The following is a 25227-nucleotide window of genomic DNA, read 5'->3' on the forward strand; positions in this document are numbered from 1 at the left end:
GCCACGCACTCACACCAACCCAAGATCGCGCGGCCTGGCTCCGGGAAACACCCGTTCCAGCTGCGCAGGCGACAATCCCCACAACCGGCTCAATACACCGCCGAACAGGCTGCGGTAATTGGTGAGCACCGGATAATCGCGGTTCTGCAGCAGCTGCGCCTGCGCAACTTCTACCTGCTCGCCAGCGATCCGGCCGCCGCGCACGCCGCCACCCAGCACCCAATAGGTGGTGCCGTGCCCGTGATCGGTGCCCTTGCTACCGTTCTCGCGGAAGGTGCGGCCGAACTCGGACAGCACCACCACCACGGTGTCCTTCCATGCCGGCCCCAGGGCGTCGGCGTACGCCGCCAGCCCTTCGCCCAGATTGCGCAGATTGTTCGCCAGGCCACCTTCCACACTGCCTTGATTGGCGTGCGTGTCCCAACCACCGACATCGACAAAGCCCAGCCGATAACGCTCGCGCATCAGGCTTGCCATGCGCCGGGTTTCGTCGGCGAAGGTGCGCGCACTGGCGGCGCCGCGACCGGCCTGCTCCATCTCTTCGCGCAGCTGCGCGGTGACCTGCTGACGCAGTGCCAGTCCCTCGCGCGCAGCGGCCGCCAGCGGGGTTGCGTCGTACATTTGCGACAGGATCTGTGCCTGACGCGCATCCAGACCGCCCTTGCCGATGCCCCGCAACGACACATTGGGCAAATCCCCGCCGCCTTGGAAGGTCAGCGGTAAGGAATCGGTGAAGGCAATCGCCGGCACTCCGCTGAGCACACCCGACAGGCGCGCCATGAAGCCGGAACGATAATCGCGGCGCTGCCGGCCGGCCTGACCGGATTCGATATCGTCCTGGGTTTCGAAGTGACTGCGCGACAGATCGTCGGTACCGGCAAACGGCACGAACGCCAGCTGCTGGCGTTGCCATAGCGGCAGCAGCGCATCGCGCATCACCGGGTTGAGACCCCATTGCGTATCCAACGCAACGGCACTGTTCGGGTTGGCCGCATCCGGCCGCGCAATCGCCAGGGTCGGACGCGCCTGATAATAAAAATCGCTGGCATGCGGTACCAGCAGATTATTGCTGTCGTAGCCGCCGCGCAGAAATACCACCAGCATGCGCGCGCTGTCGCGTGGCGCAGCAAACAGGCGACCGCTCCAGGGCAGACTTGCCGCCGCTGCAGAGGCAAGCAGAAATTGACGTCGTTGCATGGCGCGCTCCTGTGGCGGTGATCGCTAATCGAAGGCTGAAACAGCGGGTTTGAATCGGCAACCGTCGAATCGGCGACCTTCGAATCAGCGATAGTTGAAGTCCGGCGATGACAGCAGGAATCCATTCCATTCCGCAGGCGAACGCGCCTGCCCCAAGGCATCGCGCGTGCCGCTGGAAAGCGACGGTGCCACCCAGCGATACGATGGGCGCGTGTCGATCTGCGTCAGCGCCGGCAGTGGCGTGTCGTTATCGCCATCCAAGCGGAACAATTGCTTGGGCCCGCTGCCCAGCGAACGTGCCACCTCGAAGCGTCGCGCCAGTTGCCCGGAGCTGGTCCACGCCTGCGATTGCAGCGACCAGCCATCCGGGGTGATGCGCCCGAACAGCGGCTCGCCGAGTTGCTGCAGCCAGCTCGCCATCGGCGCGGCATTGACCACCGGCTGGCCCTCGTACGCCAGTCGCACGGCGGAAACCACGAACCGATTCGGATCCTTGAACTTGCGTGGTTGCGCCTGCGCAAATTCCGGCGCGTCCAGCATGGCCTGCATCACCTTGGCGATGTCGCCATCGCTGCGTTGAAACGTGTTCGCCATGCGCTCGACCAGCGCGGCCGGCGGCTTGTCGCTGACAAAGTACTCGGCCAAACGCTGCGAAATGAAATGTGCGCATGCCGGCTGCCGCACCAACAGCTGCACCGCCCGCTCGATCTCATCCAGGCCGCCCGCAGCGATGCGCTGGCCCAGCAAGGTCTTGTCGCCGGGTTGATGGCGTGCGGGATTGAATTCGAACAGCCCCTTGCGCACCACCTGCGGTTGCCCCGGCACGGCAGTCGGCAAGGGCGGAGCGCCCTCGGCCTTGACCGGCACCAGGCCGGCGCCGGTGAGTATCAGCGCCAGTTGCTGCACATCCTGCTGGCTATAACCGCCATGCACGCCCAGCGTGTGCAGTTCCATCAGTTCGCGCGCGTAATTTTCGTTGACCTTGCCCTTGGCGTTCTTGGCGTTGTCCAGATATTCCAGCATCGCCGGGCTTTCCAGCGTCGCCATCACCAGGTCGGCGAACTTGCCGGTGGCATGCGGGCGGATCGCGTTTTCCATGTAGTCGGCCGCCATCCATTTCACCCGCCCCTTGTCGGCGTACACGCTGAAATGATTGAGCCAGAACCACACCAGCTGCTCGCGCGTCTGCTCCGGCGCATACACCGCACGCAACAGCTGCGCCTGGCGCGCCTGGGTCAGCATCTGCCCACCACGCGCTTGCCATGCCTTGCGCAACGCGGTCTTTTCGTCGCCATCGGGCATGTCTTGCAGGCGGATCTTGTCGGCCTCGTACTGCGTGAGCAAGGTCAGCAAGGGCGTGTGCAGCGCATCGAAGTGCTGCAGCTGTGCACGGACCGGCGCTGGCAACGCCGCATCGTCGCTGGCCTGCAACAGCGACCTGCCGTAGCGCTTGGGGCCGAGCCGCTGCAGTTGCGCTGCGCTGTCGGCATCCACGCCGTAGGTCGCACGCTGCAGCCAGCGCGTCTGCGCCGGCGTCAGTGCTGGATTGGCAGCACTGCACGACATCGCCAAAGCGCAGCCCGCCAACAGCCATGCCAGCTGCCATCGGTAATGGCGGGGCGCGCCTGCTGGACGTGCGCTCCGCCAGCGCGTCTGTGCATTGCGCTCGAACATGCAGCTCTCCATCGCAACGGCCTGAAACGGGTCCAGTATGGTCAAGCCAACGCGCGGGGCGTTAAACGGTTGTCGGAGTGCGCCGCAGCGTTGACCACGGGTTCATTCCGCGCCCCACACCGGTCACAGTCCCGGCGGCAGCGTCACGTCGAAGCGGGCGCCGCCCAGTTCTTGCGAGCGCACCACCTGCAGCTCGCCGCGGTAGGCCTTGATCAGGTCCTGCACGATCGACATGCCGATGCCGTGGCCTTGCACGCGCTCGTCGCCACGCACGCCACGTTGCAAGATCTTGGCCACATCTTCCGGCGCGATGCCGGGGCCGTCGTCTTCCACCGACAGGATCAATCCGGCACGACGGCTGCCGGTGGTGGGACCGGGCTGTGCGGTCAGCAGCACGCGGCTCCGCGCCCACTTGAAGCCGTTTTCCAGCAGGTTGCCCAGCAATTCCTGCAGATCGCCCGGCTCGCCATGAAAGCGCGCGTCGGGCGAAATATCGAACTCGCACAACACGCCCTTGACCGAATAGACCTTCTCCAGCCCGCGTACGATCTCTTCGGCGGTCGACTCGATCGGCAGCGGTGCGGCGAACAGCTTGTGCCCGCTGGAGGCCGCGCGTGCGAGCTGGTAGGACACCAGATCGTTCATGCGGCGCAACTGCACATCCATTTCCTCGTGCAGGTCGCGCTCGGACTGGCCACTATCGAGCTGGGTGCGCAACACCGCGATCGGCGTCTTGAGGCTGTGTGCAAGATCGGCCAGCGTGTTGCGCTGGCGGTCCAGATTGTCACGCTCGCTCTCGATGAAGGCGTTGATGCTTTCGGTCAGCGGCTCCAGTTCGCGCGGATGCTGCTCGCTCATGCGCTGGATCTCGCCGCGCTGCACCTTGGTCAACTCGTTGATGACCCGCCGCAGCGGCCGCAGGCTCCACTGCAGGATGAAGGCCTGCAGCACCAGCAGCACCACACCGGCACTGCCGAGGTAGAACCACACCGCGCCACGGAACACGCGCAGCTGCGCGCCCATCGAGCGCGCATCTTCCATCACGTAGATGGTGTACGGAATCTCGCCGCCGTGTTCGCGCTCGACGTAACTCACGCCCAGGCCGTAGCGGTACAACTGGCCCACGCTGCCGTCGATCTGGGTCATTTCCAGCGGGCCGATGAATTCTTCCTGACGCGGCTCGAGCATGCGCCCGTGCGGAATGTTCGGGCCTTCGGCCGACATCGAGGTCCAGCTTTCGTCCGGGCGTACGACTTCCACGTACAGCCCGCCGCCGGGCACATCGAAGCGCGGATCCGGCGGCTGGCCGCCGATGTACAGCGAGCCGTCGCGGACGAAATCGATATTGGCGGCGTACGCAGAGGCGTAGTTCTTCAGCCGCTCGCGCAGGTTCTTTTCGGCAGTATCGGCGAACGCCACATCCAGCGCGTAACCCGCCAGCGCCAGGAAGGCCACCAGACTGAGGCTGGCGGCCAGCAGCTGGCGGGCCTGCAGCGAGCGCGGCCGCCAGCGTCTGTACCACTTGGAGCGGCCCGGCACCTGATCTTCCTGTTTGCCGATGCGCGGACTCAGCCTTCGGTACGCGGAATGGCGAAACGGTAGCCGCGACCGCGTACGGTCTCGATCGGCTTGAGCTCACCATCGGGATCGAGCTTCTTGCGCAGGCGGCCGATGAACACTTCCAGTACGTTCGAATCGCGATCGAAATCCTGCTGGTAGATGTGCTCGGTCAGATCGGCCTTGGAGACCAGTTCGCCGGCATGCATCATCAAGTACTCCAGCACTTTGTACTCGTAACTGGTCAGGTCCACGTTGGCGCCATTGACGCTGACCGTCTGCGCTGCCAGATCCAGCGCGACCGGGCCGCATTCCAGCGTCGGCTTGCTCCAGCCCGCCGCGCGCCGCAGCAGCGCATTGACGCGCGCCAGCAGCTCTTCTACATGGAACGGCTTGACCAGGTAGTCGTCGGCGCCCTGCTTGAGGCCTTCGACCTTGTCCTGCCAGCTCGAACGCGCGGTCAGGATCAGCACCGGGAATTTCTTGCCTTCGTCGCGCAGCGCCTTGATCAGCTCCATGCCCGACATCTTGGGCAGGCCGAGGTCGATGATGCCGACATCGAAGGGGACTTCGCGGCCCATGTACAGGCCTTCTTCGCCGTCTTGTGCAGCGTCGACAGCAAAGCCCTCACGCTTCAGGCGCGCGGCAAGGGTCTCGCGCAGCGGAGCTTCGTCTTCGACCAAAAGGATACGCATGCACTCTCCCTAGTTACGTTGTCGGCCAGTGGCCGGGGAATTTATAAGACTGAACGCAGAACTATCTACGTCTAGTGGTTATCGTCGCGTGGTGGCGCATCCGGCGGCGCCTGGCTGCGCGGCGGCGCGGCCTGCATCTGCTCGGACTCGTACACGGTATGCACGCGGCCGTCCTTCATGTACTTGACGCGGTTGAGATTGCCGCCGTCGAACGGCACGCGTTCGGCGCTGAGGATCTGTCCACCAGTGGACCGCTGCACCTGCCTGATGGTGTCCGAAAGCGTGCGCCCGTTGCCGCGCGCGGAGGGCGGCAATGGATCGCGTCCCGCGTGCGACATCGGATATCCCTGACCCCACGCCGACGGCGCTGCCATGGCTAGCCCGAGGGCGACCAGGACGATATAGCGAGCGCGGCAGGACGGCTGGGTCACAATGAATCCTAGCGGGTTGTTCAGGAACATTCAAAATTCGTGAAACCGGCCACCGGTGACAGCATGGTCGAGCCCGAGAATAGAGCCAAATTCTTGATTTTTCGGGGTGAATCCCATCTGAACTTTTTAGCTTTGTGTTAACGCTGTTCAGTGAAATGAACCCGTGAGGCGCCTGGAAGGTCACTGATTCAGGGATCCCGCAGTCGCGCTCGACAGTTGAACACCTCGTCCGATGCAGACGCCGGAGATGCCTGTTCAGGTAATGCAAGCCGCAGGCCAGTTCAGGCCACCACGCGCCAGCCCTGGGTGTCGGTCCGCTGCAAGGCCTGCTCGACCAGCTCCCAGCCGGCACCGGGCCGGTGTGCGCCCTCGCTCAGCACCTGCCGGAACGCGCGTCCGCCCGGCTGGCCATGGAACAGCCCCAACACGTGCCGGGTCATGTGCTTCAGCGCCAGGCCTTGCTCCAGTTGGGACTCGACGTAGGGCCGCAAGGCGCGCAGCAAGTGGTCGCGCGGCTGTTCCGCACGCTGATGCAGGGCCGCATCCAGGCGATGCAGTACGTAGGGGTCGTGGTAGGCGGCGCGGCCGAGCATGACGCCGTCGGTCTGGTGCAGATGCTCCATTGCGGTCTCCACCGCCGCAATGCCGCCATTGAGCACCACCGGCAGCGCGGGGCGCTCCTGCTTGAGGCGATACGCCCAGTCGTAACGCAGCGGCGGCACTTCGCGGTTCTCCTTGGGCGACAGGCCCTTGAGCCACGCGTTGCGGGCATGCACCACCACCATGGCGGCACCGGCTGCGACCACCTGATCGACGAAGCTGGCGAACACGGCATAGTCGTCATCGTCGTCCACGCCGAGGCGGCATTTGACCGTGATCGGCAGCGTGGTCGCCGCACACATGGCGGCAACACAGTCGGCCACCAAGCCCGGCTCGCGCATCAGGCAGGCACCGAAGCGCCCGGCCTGCACGCGATCGGACGGGCAGCCGCAATTGAGGTTGATCTCGTCGTAACCCCACTCCTGCGCGATCGCCGCGGCCTGCGCAAGCAGTGCCGGCTCGCTACCGCCCAGTTGCAGCGCAAGCGGGTGTTCGACCGGATCGAAGCCGATCAGCCGCGTGCGATCGCCATGGATCACCGCATTGGCATGCACCATTTCGGTATACAGACGTGCCGAGGGCGCCAGCAGGCGATGGAAGACCCGGCAATGGCGGTCGGTCCAATCCATCATCGGGGCGACGGACAGGCGCAGGGAGGCGGCGTAGCGATCTGTGGAAGCGGTCATCGACATGTGGCCGCAGCGGGCAGCCATCGGAATGCGGAGCAGGATCAACAGCTTACACGGGTGTCGATGAATCTGCCGCAGCGCGGCATGGCGGCATGGCGTCATGAGAGGCCGACCTGCCGGAGCCCGCTGGTCGATGGCCGATTCACTGCCAGGTGGTCGACCCGTACGGGCTAGCTAAGTTCGGCATGACGCGCGTTGATGAAACCCGCTGGTAACGCGCTTCGGCGTCCAGCTTCGCGGCTACTCTGCCATCGGAAGAAACGAAAAATCGCGGTGGCGCTGCCGTCGCTGCCCTCGCTCGCCAGGTGCGCGCGTTATCGGGCGGCATCGCTGCAGGATGCGCAGGGCCTGGGCGTTCGCCCATGTCGAGCGAACGCGGTGCATCGTCAATGACGAGCGGAGCTTGTGTCGTCCAGTGCTGGCGTCGTGCACCGCGCCTGGACAGGATCTGCAGTTACGGGTTGCGGAAACCCACACGCTCTTCGGCGCTCAGCGGCTTGCCGAGGGCATGGTACGAGGCGACCAGGGTGATCAGGGCGGTGCCCAGCACGGTGTAGAAGCTCCACGACGTGGCCAGCACGTGTACCTGACCGAACACCAGCGCGACCACGGCAGTGGCGGTGCACAGCACCATCGCCAGCAGGGACATCAGGAAAGGGATGGAGGGATCGAGCTTCATGGTCCGGGGGTTCCAGTGTGCGATAGCGGAAGCATCGGCGTTCGCAGCGCTTTCTTGAACTGTTTTTTGCGGTTTTTCCAAACAAATTTTAAGCAAGTCAGCGCGCGCTCAGACTTATGTCAAACCCTTGGCGCACAAAGGTTTCAACGTCAGGAGACTCCTGACGCAGTGGTGGAAAAATCACCACCACCGCCAGAGATCCAACGCGCCTGCGGCAGAAAACCGGCGGGGGCGATGGCTGCACTTTTCTGCGGGTCGTGGAGGCAAATTGAGCAGGTCGGCGAGCCACTAGCCGATCCGGGAGCGACGATTCACTGCGCTCGGTGCAAGATGGCTGACCTCCGAACCTGGCCGAGGCGGTGGTTGCGCCTCTCGGCAGGTGATGAAGGCAGATTGAGTAAGTCGACGCGCGACCAGCCCATCTAAGAGGTGCGCTCGGTGCGCAACGGCTGAACCCAGAACCACGTCGGTGGGCATAGCTGAGCGGGCTTCGCCAGTACGCACCAGTGGCGTCAGCGCGCGCGATGGGATGCTGCAAGCGAGGCCGCCGAGACCCCGGGTATCGAGGTGCAGGACTCAGGCGATGGCGATCAGCGACTCACCAACGGTCACTGTGACGGAGCTGGCTTCGCAACCACGTACAGCGTGTCGAAGATGGCGGAGCGCGAGGCGTGCAACCCGCCCGGATGGGTCCTACAGACGGCTGGCAGGTGGATAACGGTGCGGCACGCTGCAGCAAGCATCACCGATGGCTCTCGCCGGCATCGGTAGCCGGACTGGCACCGGCATCGGCCGCATGGCGCCTGTGCGAGCTTGCTGACACCTGGCGTTACGCATGCGTGGCGCGCTCAGCGCGCCGGGGACGTCGCAAACTCGCCGCGTTGCAGCTTGGTCACATCGTTGCCCTGCCCGTCCTTGAGGCTGAGGTCCGCGCCCTTGGCGGCCAGATCCTTGAGCACGTCGGTCCGCTGGAACAGCGCTGCGTACATCGCTGCGGTCTGGCCAGCGTTGTTGCGCTGATCCGGCGCGCAGTCGGCCTGCATCAGCCGCTTGGCGATACCCAGCTCGCCCTTGAAGATCGCGCCCATCAGCGCGGTGTTGCCGCGCTTGTCCTGCGCGCAGGGGTCGGCACCGGCGCTGAGCAACTGCTCCACTGCCGGGCGCTGGCCGTGATAGGCCGCCAGGATCAGGGCCGTGTAGCCCTTCTCGTCACGCGTATTGAGGTCGTAGTGCGAGCGGATGAACTCGGCCAGCATGTCCTGCCGCCCTTCGCGTGCCGCGTCGAAGAAGTACTCGCGCAACTGCAGCTTGATCTGCGCCGGGTCGGCGGCGGCAGTGGTGGCGCTGGTGGATATCGGCGCGGGCGAGGCAGCATTGGCAGCCGCAGACAGGGTGCCAAGCATCAGAAACAACAGGGTGCGCATATGGCTCTCCCGATAGCGAAACGGCACCGCGGCACAGGCCGCGATGCCGTGGGTGGATCAGTCCTGCAGGCTGGAGGCCAGCTGCTTGACCCGGGCCAGGTCGCCCTTAGCGACACGTGTCACGCCAGTGCCGTACTCGGGGTCGGCCTTGTACAGGAACGACAGCAGGAGGTGCTTGCTCTCGGTGTCGGTGGTGGCCAGCGACTCGCCGAAACTCTGCACCAGATCGGCGCGATCCTTCTTGCTGTAGGACCGATACAGCTCACCGGCCTGCTTGAAGTTCTGCTCGCGGGTGATCTTGGCCTGCTGGGTAGTGCCCGACAGCGGCAATGCGCTGTAACGCGCAGCGGTATCCTGCGGACGCGGCTCCAGCCGGCTGGGCTCGTAGTTCACGCCGCTGGTGGTGTGGCCGTTATTGCCTTCGCCATCCTGGTTGCCGTTGTTGACGGCCACACGCGGACGGTTGACCGGCAGGTTCAGGCCATTGGCACCGATGCGATACAGCTGGGTGTCGGCGTAGGAAAAGATGCGGCCCTGCAGCAGGCGGTCTTCGGACGGCTCGATGCCCGGCACCAGGTTGGCCGGCGCCATCGCGACCTGCTCGGTTTCCTGGAAGAAGTTGTCGACGTTCTTGTTCAACACCATCTGGCCGACCTTCTGCTCCGGCACGTCGGGCCAGATCTTGGTGGCATCCAGCGGATCGAAATCGAACTTGGCCAGGTCTTCCGGCTTGAGCACCTGCACGTACAGGTCCCACTTCGGGAAGTCGCCCTTCTTGATCGCACCGACCAGATCGTTGGTCAGGTGGCTGTAGTCCTTGGCCTGGACGGCGGCGACCTGCTTGGGATCGAGGTTCTTGATGCCCTGCAGCGTCTTCCAGTGGAACTTGACGTAATGCACCTCGCCCTGGGCATTGACCAGCTTGTAGGCATGCACGCCGTTGCCATCCATGAAGCGATAGCCGGCAGGGGTGCCTTCGTTGGAGTACAGCAGCGTCAGCGTGCGGGTGCCTTCGGGCACGTGCGAGAAGAAATCGAAGCGGCGCGAATCGTCGTCCAGGTTGGTGCGCGGATCCGGCTTGAACGCGTGGACCATGTCGGGGAACTTGATCGCATCGCGGATGAAGAAGGTCGGGAAGTTGTTGCCGACCAGATCCCAGTTGCCTTCGCTGGTGTAGAACTTGGTGGCGAAGCCGTGCGGGTCGCGCAAGGTTTCCGGCGAGTGGTTGCCGTGCACCACCGAGGAAAAGCGCACAAAGACAGGGGTCTTTTCGCCGGCGCTGAACACCTTGGCCTTGGTCAGGCTGGACAGATCGGCGGTGGCGGTGAACTCGCCTTTGACGCCGGTGCCGCGTGCATGCACCACGCGCTCGGGGATACGCTCGCGATCGAAGCGCTGCAGCTTCTGGATCAGTTGCACGTCCTGCAGCAGGGTCGGGCCATTGGCTCCGGCGGTCTGCGAATTCTGGTTATCACCGACCTTGGCGCCGTTGTCGCGGGTCAGAACGGATTGGGCGAAGACCGGCGGGGCGATCAGCGTCGGGGCTAGCAGGGCTAGCACCATGAGGGATCCAGGGCGCATGGCGTCAGCTCGTTTGAGGGAGCTGAATCATGGCCAGCGGACCGAAGCGTGAGAAGTCGTTAGTTATGATCGCTGCGATAGGCGAACATGATGATGACTACAGAGCGTGATATGCATCGCGTTACAAGGCGGCAGCACGTTGAAGATCATGTCGCTTGTGCCACGCATGCGGTGACCAGGCCTGATTTACAGCGACGCACGCTCTGCGCTGACTGCAACATACTGCAGTGCACACGATTGGCAAACTTGCAAACGGCAATGGCATGCAGTGAAGCATGCACAGGTGACCGGGTTCATCGCTCAGTGCGAGCAGGACACCAAGATCCCAGAGCGCATGTGATCCACGCATGCACGCACGACCCGTGCGTTGATCAGCAGCCATCGCATCGCACTTGGCGATCTGCGCAAGGTTCAAAGACCGCCAGAACCGCCCTGTTCGTCAGGCAAACCGACGTCTGCCCGTCTGCGTGCCAGCCGCGCAGGATCCTCCAGCTCGAACAGGCTGCCGTCCGCCTTGCGCTGGGTACCGTAGCGCTGCGGCTTGCCCGACATGATCAGATTACGATCCACGAACAACGCCATGTCCGCGGTGCTGTAAGACCCGCGCGCCACTGCAACCTCGATGCTCTTCAGGAAGCCATCGCGAAACGTGCGGTCAGTGGAGTGCTGCGCGACCAGGAAACCAGCATGCGCCCCGTCTTCGCCAACCGACGCGACATCGGGGAAGCCGAATTTGTCGATCAGTGAAGACAGCGCAGCCTGGTTTTCCCGTTGCGACGCAACCAGACGCATGGCCATGTCTTTCGCTGCGCCTTGGTTGGCCTGTAGCTGTTGCGCCGTGAAAGCAGCACGAATCTGCTCGCGGATCTTCTGATCGGCATCGGCCAGTGCCAGCAGCTGCTCGCGGTAAGAGGCGTTCATGCCTGGACGATCTTGCTGCAGCGTGCGATCGGCTCCGGCAATCGCCCATCCCGCAATCGTCAGCTGCCATAGCAGTACCCCGAGCATCACCGTCTTCATCCGCAATCCTCCCGGATCTGAAAAGGTCACCACATCGCGTCGATAAAGCACGGCAGGGAAAGATACCGCTGCCATCGACATGCCACTCGCATTGACGGGCACGGTCATGCACCGCAAACGCGTGACACCGGCACTCTGCGAGACGGGCATTTCATCCTCTCGACGGGACTGGCGCCGCTAGCCAATCACGCGCCTGAACGGTGGCAACGCATCGATGATGCGTTTGCCGTAGCGGCGTGTCAGCAGGCGCGAGTCGAGGATGATCACGCGGCCGTGGTCGCTGGAACTGCGGATCAAGCGGCCCGCGAACTGCGTGAGCGTGCGCAGCGCGTGCGGGATGGCGATCAGGTTGAAGGCGTTATGGCCGCGACTTTCCAACCATTCGCTCAGGGTCGAGGTCTGCGGGTCGGTCGGCACCGCGAACGGCACCTGGGTGATGACCACCGTGGTGCAGGCATCGCCGGGCAGATCCAGGCCTTCGCCGAAGGAGTTCAGGCCAAACAGCACCGAGCCTTCGCCGGCGGCGACACGGCGCAGGTGTTCGGTGATCAGTTGCGACTTGTTGCCCTCGCCCTGCACCAGCACGCGGTTGCGTTGCGCCAGCGGCATCAGGTCGGCGACCTTTTCCATCTTCCAGCGCGAGGTGAACAGCACGATGCTGCCCTTGGCGGTCCAGTCGAGTTCGCGCACCAGGTAACGCGCAACTTCCTTCGGGTGGCCTTCGCGATCGTCTGGGGTGACCGGGAAATTGGGCACGATCAATTCGGCCTGATTGGGCAGGTCGAACGGTGAGGCCAGCGAGGCCATCTCGGCGTGATCGGGCAGGCCGTTGTCGATGGCGAACGATTGGAAATCGCCGCCGCCGGTGAGTGTGGCCGAGGTCATCACCACCGAATCCACCTCGTTCCAGATCATCGTGCGCAGCACCTGCGCGGCCGACACCGGCGAGCAATGGCAGATCAGATCGCCGTCGCGCGAGAGGGTGATCCAGCGCGCCATCGGCGGCTGGCCCTCCTTGTCTTCGCGCCGCCAGCCGCTCCACAGATTGTGTTGCTGCTCGGCCATCTCCAGGGCCAGGCCGAGGCTGCGCTGCAGGCGTTCGCGTGCCGAGTCATCCTGCTTGCCCTTGGCGATCGCACTGTGCGCGGCGTGTACCCAGTTGAACAACGCGCGGGTTTCTTCGCCGAGCTCTTCGATCGCCGGGCCCCATTGCGGCGGCAGCTTGCCATTGGCCGCACGCCACAAGGGATCGCGCTCGCCGGGCTCGGGCTTCCACACGCGTTCGACCTCGGCGTGGAAGGCCTTGAGCAGCTTGGACACGCGCGCGGCCACCTCGATGGCCTCGTTGGGTAGCAGGTTGCCAATCTTGTCCTTATCCACGGCGCGGTAGGCGGCGGCGATGAGGATCTGCAACCGGCCGGTGCGCTTGGCCATCTCGTCCAATGGCAGGCTGGCGGCGCCCTGGTCGATCGCCACGCCGGCGATGTGATGGCCTTCGTCGAGCACCAGCAGCATGTCGGCGGGCGGGGCGATCAAGGGCTGGCCATTCTCGGCATCGCCCAGCGACAGCGACGACAGCAGCAATGCATGGTTGGTGACCACGATCTGCGCTTCGCGCACGTCGGTGCGCGCCTTCAGCACCGGGCATTGCGCGGCGTAGCTGCAGCGACGGCCGGCACAGCCGGAGGCCGGCGTGGTGATGCGCAGGCGCAGCGGCACCGAGACCTGCTCGGGCGCATCGTCCAGATCGCCGTTCCAGCTGCGCTCGGCGTAGGCCGTGGCCAGGCGCTTGGCCAGGTCCGCGTCGGCCGGGCTGAGCGGGCGGTCGTAGAGCACCTGCTCGTCATCGAACATGCCTTCCTGGCTGGTCTCGCCCTGCAGCTCAGCGGCATTGCGCGTGCACAGGTACCGGGTGCGGCCCTTGGCCAGCGCGACAGTGGCTTCCAGCCCGGTGGCCTTGAGGAAGGCCGGGATGTCGCGCTCCACCAACTGCGACTGCAGCGCCACGGTGCCGGTGCTGATCACCAGCTTCTTCTTGGTGGCCAGGGCGATCGGCACGCCGGCGGTGAGATAGCCCAGGCTCTTGCCGACGCCGGTAGGGGCCTCGGCAATGCCGATGCCGCCGGAGGTGGCCAGCGCGCGCGAGACCAGGCCGATCATCTGGCTCTGCGCCCGCCGTGTGGCAAAGCCGGGCGTATTGGCCTGCAGCTTGGCGTAGGCCTCGCGGATGCCGGCCTTGATCGGGTCGGTCAGAACACGCTGGGTGGGAACCGGCGCAGACGGCGCGGCCGGTGGGGCGACTTCATTCATCGCGCTATTTTCGCACGGACCGGCGCAGCGCCTGCGACCGGCGTGGCACTCGGCTGAACGTGTTTGCTGGCGCGGGGCGGCGCCACCGCCAGCCTGGTCCCGGGTGCGCACGCTGCACGGCCACTGCATGCGTCGGATCCGCTCATCGCCGGCGGGCGCTGGCCGCAAGTTCTGACCCGAAGGGTCGCACAATGGATGCCGACCCAATCACCCTGCGCCGCCTGCAACGAGCAGGCAGCGTCGCTCCACGTTGTCAGCGGCGTTGCGTCCGCGGCGGCCATGCATGGCGCGCCCAGACCAGTCCGATGACCACCATTGCGACGCCCATCAGCAACATGCCGGCGCCCACGCCAGTGGGCCCGAAGCGTTCATACAGCAGGCCGCCGCGATTGACCGCAGCCAGCGCCTGCGGATGCAGCAGCGTCCACCCGCCCTGCCCGGCACTGACCAGCCCGAGCACCACCAGCGCGATGGCTTTGAGCGGAATCATGGGCGCGGGCCGGCGGCGGGCGGCACGCGTTGCAGGCTGCCTGCCAGCGTCCACACCAGCACGCCGATGCCCACGCCTTGCATCGCCATCAGCACGAAGTGGGCGATGCTGGTCACCATGCTGATCTGACGCACATTGCCTTGCTGCAGCAACAGCATCGGAATCGCCTGGAAGGCAACCTCGGCAAACAAGCAACCCAGCAGCAGCCAGAGCGCGGCCAGCCCGGCACGCCGCAAAGGGCTTTGCGAGGCACGCCACAGCAAAACCAGCCCGAGCAGCAATGCGATCAGCATCGGCACGCGCGACAGCAGGCTGGTGACCAGGGTCAGCAGGATATCGGTGGCGGTGACGCTGCCCACCTCAGTCGGCACTGACCAGGAGGGCCTCGCGCGCGCGCAGCGCGGCGTAGACCGGGTCGGTGTCCGGGCGCACGCCGTGCCACAGCGCGAAACTCTCGGCGGCCTGTTCCACCAGCATGCCCAGGCCATCGACGGCGTAGCGGCATTGCGCCGCGCGTGCCCAGGCCAGGAAGGCGATGGCGGTGGCGCCGTAATTGAGATCGACCGCCGCGGTGAGGCTGTTGACCAGGCCCAGCGGCATGGCGAACGCGCCGGCATCGCGATCACGCCCGGCCGCGGTAGCGTTGACGATCAGTTCGAAGTCGCCCAGATCGCGCAGGTCTTCGATGTAGCGCGAGACCACCCGCCCCGGTTCACCAAGCGCATCGCACAAGGCATCGGCACGCTCGGGCGAGCGGTTCACCACCACCATCTCGGTGATGCCCGCTTCCAGCAGCGCCGGCGCCACGCCCCGCGCGGCACCACCGGCGCCGAGCAGCAGCACACGGCGACCGCGCAGATCCAGCCCGTGGCGGTCGGTGAGGTCGCGTACCAGACCGGCGCCATCGGTGTTGTCGCCCTGCCACTGGCCGTCGTTGCGCACCAGCGTGTTGACCGCACCGGCCAGACGCGCGCGATCGCTCAGGCTGGCCGACAATGCACAGGCGGCTTCCTTCAGCGGCAAGGTGACGTTTGCGCCCTTGCCGCCTTCGTCGGCGAAGCGCTCCAGCGCGGCAGTGAACGCCTCCGGCGGTGCGTCGATGGCGGTGTAGTCCAGCGCGATGCCGGTCTGCTTCCCGAAGTCGGCATGGATGGCCGGCGACAGCGAATGGGCGACGGGGTGACCAAACACGGCATAACGGGATACGGGCATGAAACGCTCTCTGGTTGACTAGACTGTGCGCGACTTGAGGCAGGAACACCGCATGCAACTTCGATGGACACTGCTCGCGCTGGCGGCAAGTTTACTCTGCGTCCCGGCCGCGTCGGGGCTTGCCGAATTCGGCATCGAAGGCATGGGCGTGGTTTCCACGCCGGCCAACGAAGCGCGCGCCACGCTGAGTCCGGACGGGCAACGCATCGTCTGGGCCAGCGACCGCGCCGGCGGCAGCGGGGGCTGGGATCTGTGGCAGGCCCGGTTGAACGGCGGGCGCTGGCAGAACGCAGAAGTGCTGCCGATCAACACCGCGCAGGACGAGACCTCCCCGCTGTTCAGTGCCGATGGCCGCTGGCTGCTGTTTGCCTCCAGCCGCCCTGGCGGTGCCGGCGGCGCCGACCTGTATCGCGCGCCGGTGGATGCGCAGGGCCGGATCGGTGCGGTGCAATCCCTGGGCGCGGCGATCAACAGCCGCGGCGACGAGCGCTCCCCGACACTGTCGCTGGACGGCACCCGCCTGCTGTTCGCCAGCAACGGCCACGGCGGCGCCAGCGGCATGGACATGTTCGTGGCGCGCTGGGATGGGCAGGCCTTCATCGCGCCGGTGGCGCTGAGCGATATCAACAGCGCTGCCGACGAGCTGGATGCGGCCTGGCTTGGCGATGGACGGGGGCTGGTATGGGCACGCGGCCGGCAGGATGGTCCCAGCCAGTTATTGCTGGCGACCTGCAACAACGGCCATTACACCGTGGGCCAGGCAGTGCCGCTGTCGTTCAACGGGCCGCAGGAACGCACCTTCGGTGCGGTGGTGGATGCGGCCAAGCCAGGCGAGTTGCTGGTGACCGGCAGCGCGCGCGCACCGCGTGCGGGGCAACTGGACATCTATCGGATGAAGGCGCCGGCGGTGGAGGGGGATACGAGCTGCCGTTGAGGATGGGTGGGTGCGCAGACCCTTGCCAAGGGGCTGCTGGGAATGCGACTTCACGCCAAGCTGTTGCAGAGCGGATGATCTGGGTCCTCGCTGCAGGACTGCTGATCTGCGGTTTGATCGCAGAGCTGCTGATCTGAGGCTTGGTCGCAGGGCCCTTGCCCGCCCACCATCGCAGGACACGCCGCAAGTACGTCCTTGTAGGCTCTTACGCGACGGTAGGCGGACAAGGACCAGTCGGGATGGTCGGTGTGCATGGTCAGCAGCAGGAGCGGCGACCGGTGGGTCAGACGCAGCGGTGGTTCCGTGCTCCTTTTGATCTGGCCGACGTGGTCTGATTTCCAAAGCTTTCCGTCGAAGGCGGGCAGTAAGTGGATTGGGTTTGCCCCCTATCGCTAATAGTCATCCACACATGCATACAAGCAGCCAGGCCGCTGCGTAAGTCGTCTCGCTTAAGTCATCTCGCTTTTTGCAGTTCCATCAGCGCACGACCGGCTTGGCAGGCGTGATGTCCTTACCGGTTCCGTGACCCTTGGCGGCATGGATGCCGTCAAGGAGCCTCCATGGACGGATTCACGGCGTGTCCCGGAAATGGTGAGGGCATCGCGTCCTCGACCAACCAGGCTTTTGATTCAAGCATCGGACCGCGCCTAGACGCCGCCATGGTTGGCAGCTAACAAAACCACCGCACACGCTGCAAGGAGGGCATGGTCGATGCTGGCTAGGACGCAGCATGTACCCGTCGTTCACCGCGATTTCTCCAAACCGCTCGCACCCGCTCGGCGACCGCACGCCACGTTTTACTAGCCGCTCCAACCCAGCGATGCAGCGGCCATGACCGCGCTCAATACACATCGCGCCGATAACGTCCCGCTGCGGTCAGCGACTCCAGCCGCGTGTCGCCCAGCAATTCGCGCAGCGTGGCATCGACCTCACGCGCCATGCTGTCCAGGCTGCCGCAGACATGGATCACCGCACCGCGATCGATCCAGTGGCGCAAGGTGTCGCCGGTCTCGCGCAAGTGATACTGCACGTAGCGCTTGTGCGCCTGGTCGCGCGAGAACACCCGGTCCAGCTGCTGCAGATGGCCACGTGCATGCCAGGCCTGGAGTTCGTCGGCAAACAGACCATCGTGCGCGGCCTGCCGTTCGCCGAACAGCAGCCAATGTCCGTGCACGCCGGCCAGCTCGGCCTCGCGCAGCAGACTGCGCAAACCGGCGATACCGGTGCCGTTGCCGATCAACACCATCGGCGCCTGTTCGACGCGATGGAATCCGGGATTGGTGCGCAACCGTGCGCGTATTTGGCCACCGACGGGTGCGTGGCAGATCAGCCAGCCCGAGCCCAGGCCGGGGCTGCCGTCGGTGCCTGTGGTCAGGCGCACCACCGCGGTCGCAACGCCATCGGCCGGCACGCTGGCCAGCGAGTAATCGCGGGTCGGCAGCCAGGCGCAGGAGTCCAGCCAGGTCTGCGGATCCGGATGCGGCGTGGGCGGGCGCGTGGGCGGCTCCGGCAGCACGCGCTCGGCGACGGCCTGCTGCAGCGGCAGCAACTGCGCATCGACATGCACCAGCGCGTCGGGCGGCAGTCCCCAGGCGGCCAGGCACGCGCGGACATGCGTGTAGGCGTGCGCCGGCTGTACTTCGAGGATGTCGCCGGCCTGCCATTGCGTACCGGGCGGTGGCAGCAGATCGATCTGCCAGATCGGTGCTCCCTCGCTGCCCGGGTTGAGATGCGTGCGCGCCGACAACGTCCAGTGCAGCAGCGTCGGGCGTGCCAGCGGCACGGCGGCCACCGGCGCACCGGCAATCTGGGCCAATTGCGCATGCCATTGCGCCAGGGCCTGCGGATCGGTGTTGTCCATCTCCACTGCCGGAAACAACGGCTGCGCGCCCTGCGCCTGTAGCCACTGCTCGATGCGTCGCGAAAACCCGCAGAACTGCGCGTACTGGCGGTCGCCCAGGGCGAGCACGGCATAGGTCAGCTGTGGCAGCGTCATGCGCTGACGCAACAGTTCGCGCTCGAAGCTGCGGGCGGTATCCGGCGGCTCGCCATCGCCGAAGGTGCTGACCACGAACAAGGCATGCCGGGTGCCCTGCAGATGCTGCGCGGTGAGCTGTGCCAGTGAGCGCACCTGCACCGGCAGACCGGCCGCCTGCAGATGCCCGGCCGCCTGCCAGGCCAGCCGTTCGGCAAACCCGCTCTGGCTGGCGAACCCGATCAACCACGGCTCGGCCTGCGAGGCCGCCGGGGCACCGTGCAGGACATCGCGCGCAGCGCGCAGCGCGCGTTTCTTGCGGCGGCGATCCAGGTACAACATCCAGCCGGTCACGAAGAACACCGACATACCGACACTGGCCAGCATCACCACGATGCGGCCCGGCAGCCCGAAGAAGCTGCCCGAATGCAGCGGAAACATGCTCACCAGCAACTGCTGCCCGCGCGGCAGCAGTGCGTAGTCCTGGCGACGCAGCAACCCACCGCTGCGCGGCTCGATCTCCAGATTGTCGTAGGCGCGATCGTGATCGGGATGGTCGGGCAGGAACCGCACGCTCAGCGGTTGCCCCGCATGCGGCGGGATACGCAGGTCCAGTGCCGTGCTGTGCGTGGCCGGGATGGCATCCAGGGTGCGCTGCACGGCTGCAAAATCCACCGTGGCCGGGCGGTGATCGCGCCCGTCGCCACGCATCGCCGGCTCGGTGCCGAGCAAGGCCACCATGCCGTCGCGGTACCAGGTGTAGGACCAGGTCAGCCCGGTCAGCGCCACCAGCAGGTACACCAGCAGACACCAGGTACCGAACACCGCGTGCAGGCTCCACAGAAAACTGCGCCCCTGCCGCCGCCATTCCACTGCCCACCAGGTGCGCAGACTCCACCAGCGTCGCGGCCAACGCAGATACAGGCCGGAAGCGCAGAAGAACAGCAGGATCAGGGTGCTCGCCCCGGTCACCGCCTGGCCGCGCTTGCCGGCGGTCAGATGGCGATGCAGGTCTTCGATAAAGGCAAACGCGCCGCTCAGCCGCGGAGCGGCGACCTTGTCGCCGGTATACGGATCGAAATACACCCGGCCGCCGCCCTTGCCGGCCAGGCGTGCGGTGGACGGACGCTTGCCGGTCGGATCGATCAGCATGCGGGTGACTGCTTGCTGCCGGTCCAGATCGAGCTTGCGCAGCAATGCGTCGAGCGGCATTGGTCGTTCGCCTGCCGCATGCCGCTCGGCCAACTGCGCGATGGCCGGATTGGCGAGCCGCACGATCTCGTTTTCGAAGGACATCAGCGCGCCGGTCAGCCCCATCACCGACAGCACCAGCCCGGCGGTAATGCCGAGCAGCCAGTGCAGTTGGAACAGAACGGTCTTGAGCACGCGCGAGCAGCCTGGAACAGTGGGCTCGCCATTGTAGATGAGAATCGTTATCGCAGTTTGCGTGGGGTTTGGGAGGCTAGCGCCGTTTACGCAACGCCGTCAGACAGCGACTGCTGTGTCACTCGATCATTGCAGCAACGCCGGTACCCACTGATCCGCGGAAAACAGATTGACCAATCTGCCTGCGCCACACCCTCCCTGCTCATTCGGGAGGATGGCGCGCGCTACACGCAGCGCAGGCCGCGAGAGAACGCGGCCTGCGGGATCATTGCGGTGTTCGAATCGCGCCAAGCCTGCAAACGCCGATTGCGGCCTGGAAGGCGTCACAGCACCGCCTCAGCGCACTCAGCCTTCCCGCAACCAACGCGCCACCTGCGGTGCGAAATAGGTCAGCACGCCATCGGCGCCGGCGCGCTTGAACGCCATCAGCGCTTCCAGCACGCACTTGCGTTCGTCCAGCCAGCCATTGGCGGCTGCGGCCTTGAGCATCGCGTACTCGCCGCTGACCTGATAGGCGAAGGTGGGCACGCGGAATTCCTGCTTCACCCGCCGCACCACATCCAGATACGGCATGCCCGGCTTGACCATCACCATGTCCGCGCCCTCTTCCAGGTCCAGCGCGATCTCGCGCATGGCCTCGTCGCTGTTGGCCGGGTCCATCTGATAAGTGGTCTTGTCGGCCTTGCCCAGATTGCCGGCACTGCCGACCGCATCGCGGAACGGGCCGTAGAACGCCGAGGCGTACTTGGCCGAATAGGCCATGATGCGCACATTGAGATGGTCCTGCGCATCCAGCGCGCGGCGGATCGCACCGATGCGGCCATCCATCATGTCCGACGGCGAGATGATGTCCACACCGGCTTCGGCATGCGACAGCGACTGTCTGACCAGCGCCTCGACGGTGATCTCGTTGAGCACATAGCCCTTGGCATCGATGATGCCGTCCTGGCCGTGCGTGGTGTACGGGTCCAGCGCCACGTCGGTCATGATGCCGAGTTCGGGAAACCGCGCTTTCAGCGCGCGTACCGCACGCTGCGCCAGGCCGTCCGGATTCCACGCCTCGGCCGCGTCCAGGCTCTTGCCGGCCGGGTCGATCACCGGGAACAGGTCGATCACCGGAATGCCCAGCTCCAGGGCCGCTTCGGCTTCGCGCAGCAATTCGTCCAGCGACAGGCGCTCAACGCCGGGCATGGATGCGATCGGCGCGCGGCCGGACAACTCATGCACGAACACCGGCCAGATCAGGTCATCGGTGGTCAGCGTGTTTTCGCGCATCAAACGGCGCGAAAACGCATCGTGGCGCATGCGGCGGGGACGGTAATGGGGATGGGCCATCGTGGGCTCCTGTCAGCAGCCGGCAAGTTTACGCCCGCGACCCGCCGCCGAACGCGCTGCGACGCTGTGTCGCAGCGGTGCAACGGGCCGGATCACGCCGTGATCAATGCAAATGCAAGCGTGATCCGCTTGGACCACGCGGTCAGCTCACCCCACAGGGAACGCGCCCGGCTGGCGGCGGTGCCACGCGTCGATCTTCTCCATCCCCAGCCGGTGCACGGCCCTTCAGAGCTCGCGCGACCTGCCTGGAAGGCGACGCCGCGTGCTAGATCACGCCGCCGCCCAGGCTCAGGCGGATCACCCCGACCACGATCACCAGGCCGTTGAGCAGCAGACCGGTCTTGGCACGTCCGCGATTGCCGGCCGAGGTGAACAGCAGCGCGATCGCCGCGATCAGCGCGCCCACCGCCGCAAACGGGATCAGAAACCAGTTGCCCCAGCCCAGCAACGGGATGAAGGCCAGCACCATCCACAACAACGCCACAATGCCCCACAGCAGGCTGATCAATCCCACGTGCCACCTCGCATCTAAAGAATGGCATGAGCTTAGCGCCACGCCCGCCAAGGCGCTGTGGGCAGATGGTCACCCTGACCAATGGCGGCTTGGCGGTAGCCTCACGTGGGCATGGCTAGGGTGCGGCAAAGTCCGGAGCGATTCAGTCCGGGCGCCGGATCATCGCCATCATCGTCGTCAACAGGGCCCACACCATGAACAAGCATGCCGTCATCGCCGCTGCGCTCGCCATGCTCCTGGCCGGTTGCGCCAGCAGTTCCAAGGTGATGCTGGGCCAGGCGCGCGCGCCGATCGACCCGGCGCAGGTGCAGGTGTACTCCAATGCACCGGTCGGCTCGGTGGAGATCGCCCAGCTCGAATCCACCAGCGCTGCCGGTTTCGGCACCCAGGGCCAGACCGATGCAGCCGTGCAACGGCTCAAGCGCGAAGCCGCCAAGCTCGGCGCCAACGGCGTGGTCATCGTCGGCGTGGGCTCGGAACGCTCCGGCGGCGGCCTGTCGGTCGGCGGCGGCAGCTACGGCGGCCGGGTCGGCGGCGGGCTGGGCATCGGCATCCCGACCACCCAGAAACGCGCGGCAGGCATGGCGATTTGGGTACCGGCGGGGGCTAGCGATGCCACTCGCTCTCCCCCTGGGCAATAAAGCTTTCCTGGGATTCGGATGTTCTTTTGACCTAGCAAAACGACCGGCATCGAAAAGATGCTGGTTGTGTGTGACAACTAGTGCAACGCATCTCCTGCACCGGCTTGTGGTGAAACCCCCAATCGAATGCAGTATCCTTCGCGGGAAACAAAGTTGGTAACGGCCTAAGCAATCGCTTGCCAGTTTTCCTGTTGCCCCGCTCGTAGTCACTCGATCTTGGCAGAGCGAAACTATTGACCTCAGTCATCTAAGGAATAGTCATGAAAAGCTGGATATGGATGTTGATGTTGACGTTGGCAATTTGTTTCGTTGGACAAGCTGCGGCTCAAACTAAGGGAGTCAAGCTTGTCTGCCGCTCCGATGATCCATTTGTCTTCTGTACTCAGGGTTGCAAAGATCAAGACAAGAACTGGATACCGATAGATCCTATCAGTTCGACTTGGGTTGCCGCGCCCGGCTACTGTCTTTTTCCCAGTCTTTCACCCTGCTGCGCGGGTCCGGTTTGCCTTCAAGCTTGGACGCCAACGGCTATTACTGCGCTTGGCCAGTACCAGACAATCTGCAAAATAGCTAAGAAGCAAGGCAAATGGACGGGTCAACAGCGGCCAGAGAATGTGCCATTTGCCCATTAATACAGGCTCAGGCAGCTAGTCTGAAACAGGGTGACATGCAGCTTGCTGGCATACCTCTGCTGATAGTCAGCTTAGATTGACCCGCCCGTTTGACGAAGCGGGTCGCATTTGCTTTACCGAAAGATTTACTAAGAAGCATCGCTTTAGAATTAGACAGCGATTACTTTTGCTGCGCCGGAATGAACTGCGTTTCCACCGCCTTGGCCAGTTGGTCCGGCGGCAGCAGGCCCTGGTCGAGCAGGAAGTTGTTGAAGGCCAGGCGGTCGAACTTCTTGCCCAGGACCAGCTCGGTGCGCATGCGCAATTCGAGGATGCGGGTGTAGCCGTAGAAGTAGCTGCCGGCCTGGCCGGGGGCGCGGACGGTGTAGCGGTCCAGTTCCTGACGGGTCATCGCTGGCGAGAGGCCGACGTCGTCTTCGAGCACCTGGCGTGCGCGTTCGCGGTCGATCAGGCCGAGGTTGAGCATCGGGTCGAGCATGGCGCGGGCGGCGCGCAGCAGGCGGAACTGCAGGGCGATCAGCTGACCGTCGAGCGGTTCGTACGGGACCATTTCGGCTTCGGCATACAGCGCCCAGCCTTCGACGTTGACCGAATTGAACGCGAACAGGCTGCGCGCCAGCGACACGCCGCGTTCGACCATGGCGGTGAACTGCAGCTCGTGGCCGGGGCGACCCTCATGCGCGCTGAGCGTCCAGGCGGCCGAGCCGAAGTTGAAGTCGTCGTACTGTTCCTTCTTGGCGCCGTCGGCGGTCGGGTTGCCCAGCGGCAGAACGAACTGACCCTGCTGGCCGGTATTGCCGATCAGCGGGGCCGGCAGGAAGTGCGGTGCCGGTTGCGCAGCACTTTCGGCGGCACTGCCCAGGCGCATCTGCATCGGGCGATTGGGCACATCGACGATGCGCTGCTGACGGATGATCGGGTCGATCTGGTCGATCACGCCGCGGTAGTGGGTTTCCAGCTGGTCGTCGGCGATCTTGTTGCCCTTGAGCGCGCGGATCACCTGCACGTAATCGCTGCCCTGCACGCCCTTGGCCTTGGCCACCAGCGGCGCGAGCTGACGCATCGCCGAGCGGGTTTCCATGAATTCCAGCTGCGCGCGCTGGATCAGCTGCTGCGGGGCAATATCGATGCCGACCTGCTTGAGCTGGAAGGCATACAGCGGTTCGGGCAGGCGGGTGTCCTTGCGTGCCTTCGGCAACACCGTGGTGCGGGTCCAGTTGGCGTAATCCTTCAACTGGGTGGACATCGCCTTGAGCGCTTCGTCGCCGCCGGCGATCTTGTACTTGGCGAACAACTCGCCGATGCCGGCGACGTAGGTGTCCACGTTCGCCAGCGCCTGCTCCACTTCGCGCTGGGTGGGCTGCAGCAAGGTGGTGTTGCCAAGCTGTTCTTCGTAGCGCTGGCGGGCCAGCGTGGTGGTCGGCGTGCTGCCCGGCACCAGGCCGACGTAACGCTTGAGGCGATCCAGCGCCTTGGCGCGGCGCTCGGGCACGGTCTGGTCGGACAACAATCCATTGAGGCCGCTGAAGACCAGCTGCGGGGCATCGTTCCATGGCAACAGATAGCGCTCGTTGAGTTCGCTGCCTTCGATGTTCTGCTCGGCCGCAGCGATCATGATCTGCAGGTCCTGGCGCACATTGACGTCGCGCTCGGTGGCCAGCTTGGCCTGCAACGCGGCACGCGCCTTGTTCATCGCATCGCGGTAGCGCGCAGCGTTGTTTGGCCCCAGGTCGATGACCTGGTCGTCGTAGCCGGGCACGCCGAAGAAGCTGGCGTATTCGGGCTGGAATGGCGCCTGCGCGTTCAGCAGGATCTGTGCGTAGCCGTTGCTGGTCTGCACCCAGGCCGGCGTGGCAGGTTGGGCCTGCGCGGCCTTACCGGTCTGTGCCTGCAATGGCAGCGAAGCACCGAGCGCCAGCGCAATGGCGAGAACAAGTGGTTTCATGGGGCGGATCCGCAAGTTGAGTAGCGCGACCCTACCCATCCGCAGCGGCGGCGGCAATGCGTCTTAGGTCATGGTCGGCAGGAGTGCGGCGGCGTTTGCGGGTCGGCTACCAGGTTGATTGGATCGGCATACCTGCTGGCGAATGTCAGCGTCTGATAGCGCCATCGCCCGTGCCTGCGGCTGGCGTCCACCTGCCGCCGGTTTCCCTCAACGCGCGCCCTGTGCAGGTCCACGCTGCGACGGGCATCTCCTGCCCGACCGCTCTGGTGAATGTCGCCGATGCCAGGCATCGGCGGCCGTTTACCA

General features: G+C 65.2%; 20 protein-coding genes. 2 read left to right on the forward strand and 18 right to left on the reverse strand.

The window, feature by feature from the left end:
• Nucleotides 1-9: 9 nt before the first annotated feature.
• The 14 genes from ABQY64_RS19295 to aroE all read right to left on the reverse strand — a co-directional run bounded on the left by ABQY64_RS19295 (nt 10) and on the right by aroE (nt 15559).
• On the reverse strand, nt 10-1197 hold the full coding sequence (locus ABQY64_RS19295; RefSeq protein WP_349780568.1) for a DUF1501 domain-containing protein: 1188 nt from the start codon (nt 1195-1197) through the stop codon (nt 10-12).
• Nucleotides 1198-1281: 84 nt separating this feature from the next.
• Nucleotides 1282-2763, reverse strand: a complete 1482-nt coding sequence (locus tag ABQY64_RS19300) for a DUF1800 domain-containing protein (RefSeq protein WP_374151320.1) — start codon at nt 2761-2763, stop codon at nt 1282-1284.
• Between the two features lie 231 nt (nt 2764-2994).
• A complete protein-coding gene (locus tag ABQY64_RS19305) occupies nt 2995-4365 on the reverse strand; it encodes an ATP-binding protein (RefSeq protein ID WP_024939071.1) in 1371 nt (456 codons plus the stop codon).
• 74 nt (nt 4366-4439) lie between these two features.
• Nucleotides 4440-5123, reverse strand: coding sequence for a response regulator transcription factor (locus tag ABQY64_RS19310; protein ID WP_002808458.1), 684 nt, complete (start codon nt 5121-5123; stop codon nt 4440-4442).
• A 71-nt stretch (nt 5124-5194) separates the two neighbouring features.
• Complete coding sequence (locus tag ABQY64_RS19315; protein ID WP_172641750.1) at nt 5195-5584, reverse strand: hypothetical protein; 390 nt, start codon at nt 5582-5584, stop codon at nt 5195-5197.
• A 251-nt stretch (nt 5585-5835) separates the two neighbouring features.
• Nucleotides 5836-6840 (reverse strand): tRNA dihydrouridine(20/20a) synthase DusA, encoded by a 1005-nt coding sequence (dusA, locus tag ABQY64_RS19320; RefSeq protein WP_349780570.1) that lies wholly within the window; start codon nt 6838-6840, stop codon nt 5836-5838.
• A 457-nt stretch (nt 6841-7297) separates the two neighbouring features.
• Nucleotides 7298-7522 carry a hypothetical protein gene (locus ABQY64_RS19325; RefSeq protein WP_016902784.1) on the reverse strand — a complete coding sequence of 75 codons (225 nt, stop codon included), beginning with the start codon at nt 7520-7522 and terminating at the stop codon, nt 7298-7300.
• 848 nt (nt 7523-8370) lie between these two features.
• Nucleotides 8371-8946, reverse strand: coding sequence for an ankyrin repeat domain-containing protein (locus ABQY64_RS19330; protein ID WP_349780571.1), 576 nt, complete (start codon nt 8944-8946; stop codon nt 8371-8373).
• Between the two features lie 57 nt (nt 8947-9003).
• Nucleotides 9004-10509: a catalase KatB gene (gene katB / locus ABQY64_RS19335; protein WP_016902786.1), complete on the reverse strand. Its 1506-nt coding sequence runs from the start codon at nt 10507-10509 to the stop codon at nt 9004-9006.
• A gap of 429 nt (nt 10510-10938) precedes the next feature.
• Nucleotides 10939-11547, reverse strand: coding sequence for a DUF6624 domain-containing protein (locus ABQY64_RS19340; RefSeq protein ID WP_349780583.1), 609 nt, complete (start codon nt 11545-11547; stop codon nt 10939-10941).
• Nucleotides 11548-11724: 177 nt separating this feature from the next.
• Nucleotides 11725-13857: an ATP-dependent DNA helicase DinG gene (gene dinG / locus ABQY64_RS19345; RefSeq protein ID WP_349780572.1), complete on the reverse strand. Its 2133-nt coding sequence runs from the start codon at nt 13855-13857 to the stop codon at nt 11725-11727.
• Nucleotides 13858-14110: 253 nt separating this feature from the next.
• Nucleotides 14111-14347, reverse strand: coding sequence for a hypothetical protein (locus ABQY64_RS19350; RefSeq protein WP_115509938.1), 237 nt, complete (start codon nt 14345-14347; stop codon nt 14111-14113).
• Nucleotides 14344-14718, reverse strand: a complete 375-nt coding sequence (locus tag ABQY64_RS19355) for a hypothetical protein (RefSeq protein ID WP_016902791.1) — start codon at nt 14716-14718, stop codon at nt 14344-14346. The genes ABQY64_RS19350 and ABQY64_RS19355 overlap by 4 nt, the downstream gene beginning before the upstream one ends.
• Nucleotides 14708-15559, reverse strand: a complete 852-nt coding sequence (aroE, locus tag ABQY64_RS19360; protein ID WP_039512659.1) for a shikimate dehydrogenase — start codon at nt 15557-15559, stop codon at nt 14708-14710. Before aroE ends, ABQY64_RS19355 begins: the two co-directional genes overlap by 11 nt.
• Before the next feature lie 52 nt (nt 15560-15611).
• Between aroE and ABQY64_RS19365 the strand changes: the two genes are divergently transcribed.
• The gene (locus ABQY64_RS19365; protein ID WP_115509939.1) at nt 15612-16493 is read left to right on the forward strand and encodes a PD40 domain-containing protein; all 882 of its coding nucleotides are present in this window, start codon (nt 15612-15614) and stop codon (nt 16491-16493) included.
• An 841-nt stretch (nt 16494-17334) separates the two neighbouring features.
• On the opposite strand, the gene ABQY64_RS19370 is transcribed toward ABQY64_RS19365, so the two are convergent.
• The 3 genes from ABQY64_RS19370 to ABQY64_RS19380 all read right to left on the reverse strand — a co-directional run bounded on the left by ABQY64_RS19370 (nt 17335) and on the right by ABQY64_RS19380 (nt 21697).
• A complete protein-coding gene (locus tag ABQY64_RS19370) occupies nt 17335-19854 on the reverse strand; it encodes a sulfite reductase flavoprotein subunit alpha (protein WP_349780573.1) in 2520 nt (839 codons plus the stop codon).
• Nucleotides 19855-20199: 345 nt separating this feature from the next.
• On the reverse strand, nt 20200-21189 hold the full coding sequence (gene hemB / locus ABQY64_RS19375; RefSeq protein WP_024939082.1) for a porphobilinogen synthase: 990 nt from the start codon (nt 21187-21189) through the stop codon (nt 20200-20202).
• A 265-nt stretch (nt 21190-21454) separates the two neighbouring features.
• Complete coding sequence (locus ABQY64_RS19380) at nt 21455-21697, reverse strand: hypothetical protein (RefSeq protein ID WP_005989387.1); 243 nt, start codon at nt 21695-21697, stop codon at nt 21455-21457.
• Between the two features lie 200 nt (nt 21698-21897).
• Between ABQY64_RS19380 and ABQY64_RS19385 the strand changes: the two genes are divergently transcribed.
• Entirely contained in the window at nt 21898-22344 is a 447-nt protein-coding gene (locus ABQY64_RS19385; protein WP_104595403.1) for a hypothetical protein, read from the forward strand.
• 792 nt (nt 22345-23136) lie between these two features.
• Here the strand turns inward: ABQY64_RS19385 and ABQY64_RS19390 are convergent.
• A complete protein-coding gene (locus tag ABQY64_RS19390) occupies nt 23137-24921 on the reverse strand; it encodes a DUF885 domain-containing protein (RefSeq protein ID WP_104601481.1) in 1785 nt (594 codons plus the stop codon).
• Nucleotides 24922-25227 lie beyond the last annotated feature (306 nt).

The sequence above is a fragment of the Xanthomonas sp. WHRI 7065 genome (genome assembly GCF_040203115.2).
GTDB classification, from domain to species: domain Bacteria; phylum Pseudomonadota; class Gammaproteobacteria; order Xanthomonadales; family Xanthomonadaceae; genus Xanthomonas; species Xanthomonas arboricola.

What these genes read in the sequence shown, in the direction of transcription:
- ABQY64_RS19310 (WP_002808458.1), bottom strand. Translation starts at nt 5,123, where the DNA reads ATGCGTATCCTTTTGGTCGAAGACGAAGCTCCGCTGCGCGAGACCCTT.
- dinG (WP_349780572.1), bottom strand. Translation starts at nt 13,857, where the DNA reads ATGAATGAAGTCGCCCCACCGGCCGCGCCGTCTGCGCCGGTTCCCACC.
- ABQY64_RS19390 (WP_104601481.1), bottom strand. Translation starts at nt 24,921, where the DNA reads ATGAAACCACTTGTTCTCGCCATTGCGCTGGCGCTCGGTGCTTCGCTG.
- aroE (WP_039512659.1), bottom strand. Translation starts at nt 15,559, where the DNA reads ATGCCCGTATCCCGTTATGCCGTGTTTGGTCACCCCGTCGCCCATTCG.
- ABQY64_RS19325 (WP_016902784.1), bottom strand. Translation starts at nt 7,522, where the DNA reads ATGAAGCTCGATCCCTCCATCCCTTTCCTGATGTCCCTGCTGGCGATG.
- ABQY64_RS19365 (WP_115509939.1), top strand. Translation starts at nt 15,612, where the DNA reads ATGCAACTTCGATGGACACTGCTCGCGCTGGCGGCAAGTTTACTCTGC.
- ABQY64_RS19295 (WP_349780568.1), bottom strand. Translation starts at nt 1,197, where the DNA reads ATGCAACGACGTCAATTTCTGCTTGCCTCTGCAGCGGCGGCAAGTCTG.
- ABQY64_RS19350 (WP_115509938.1), bottom strand. Translation starts at nt 14,347, where the DNA reads ATGATTCCGCTCAAAGCCATCGCGCTGGTGGTGCTCGGGCTGGTCAGT.
- katB (WP_016902786.1), bottom strand. Translation starts at nt 10,509, where the DNA reads ATGGTGCTAGCCCTGCTAGCCCCGACGCTGATCGCCCCGCCGGTCTTC.
- ABQY64_RS19340 (WP_349780583.1), bottom strand. Translation starts at nt 11,547, where the DNA reads ATGAAGACGGTGATGCTCGGGGTACTGCTATGGCAGCTGACGATTGCG.
- ABQY64_RS19315 (WP_172641750.1), bottom strand. Translation starts at nt 5,584, where the DNA reads ATGTTCCTGAACAACCCGCTAGGATTCATTGTGACCCAGCCGTCCTGC.
- hemB (WP_024939082.1), bottom strand. Translation starts at nt 21,189, where the DNA reads ATGGCCCATCCCCATTACCGTCCCCGCCGCATGCGCCACGATGCGTTT.
- ABQY64_RS19300 (WP_374151320.1), bottom strand. Translation starts at nt 2,763, where the DNA reads ATGTCGTGCAGTGCTGCCAATCCAGCACTGACGCCGGCGCAGACGCGC.
- dusA (WP_349780570.1), bottom strand. Translation starts at nt 6,840, where the DNA reads ATGACCGCTTCCACAGATCGCTACGCCGCCTCCCTGCGCCTGTCCGTC.
- ABQY64_RS19330 (WP_349780571.1), bottom strand. Translation starts at nt 8,946, where the DNA reads ATGCGCACCCTGTTGTTTCTGATGCTTGGCACCCTGTCTGCGGCTGCC.
- ABQY64_RS19385 (WP_104595403.1), top strand. Translation starts at nt 21,898, where the DNA reads ATGAACAAGCATGCCGTCATCGCCGCTGCGCTCGCCATGCTCCTGGCC.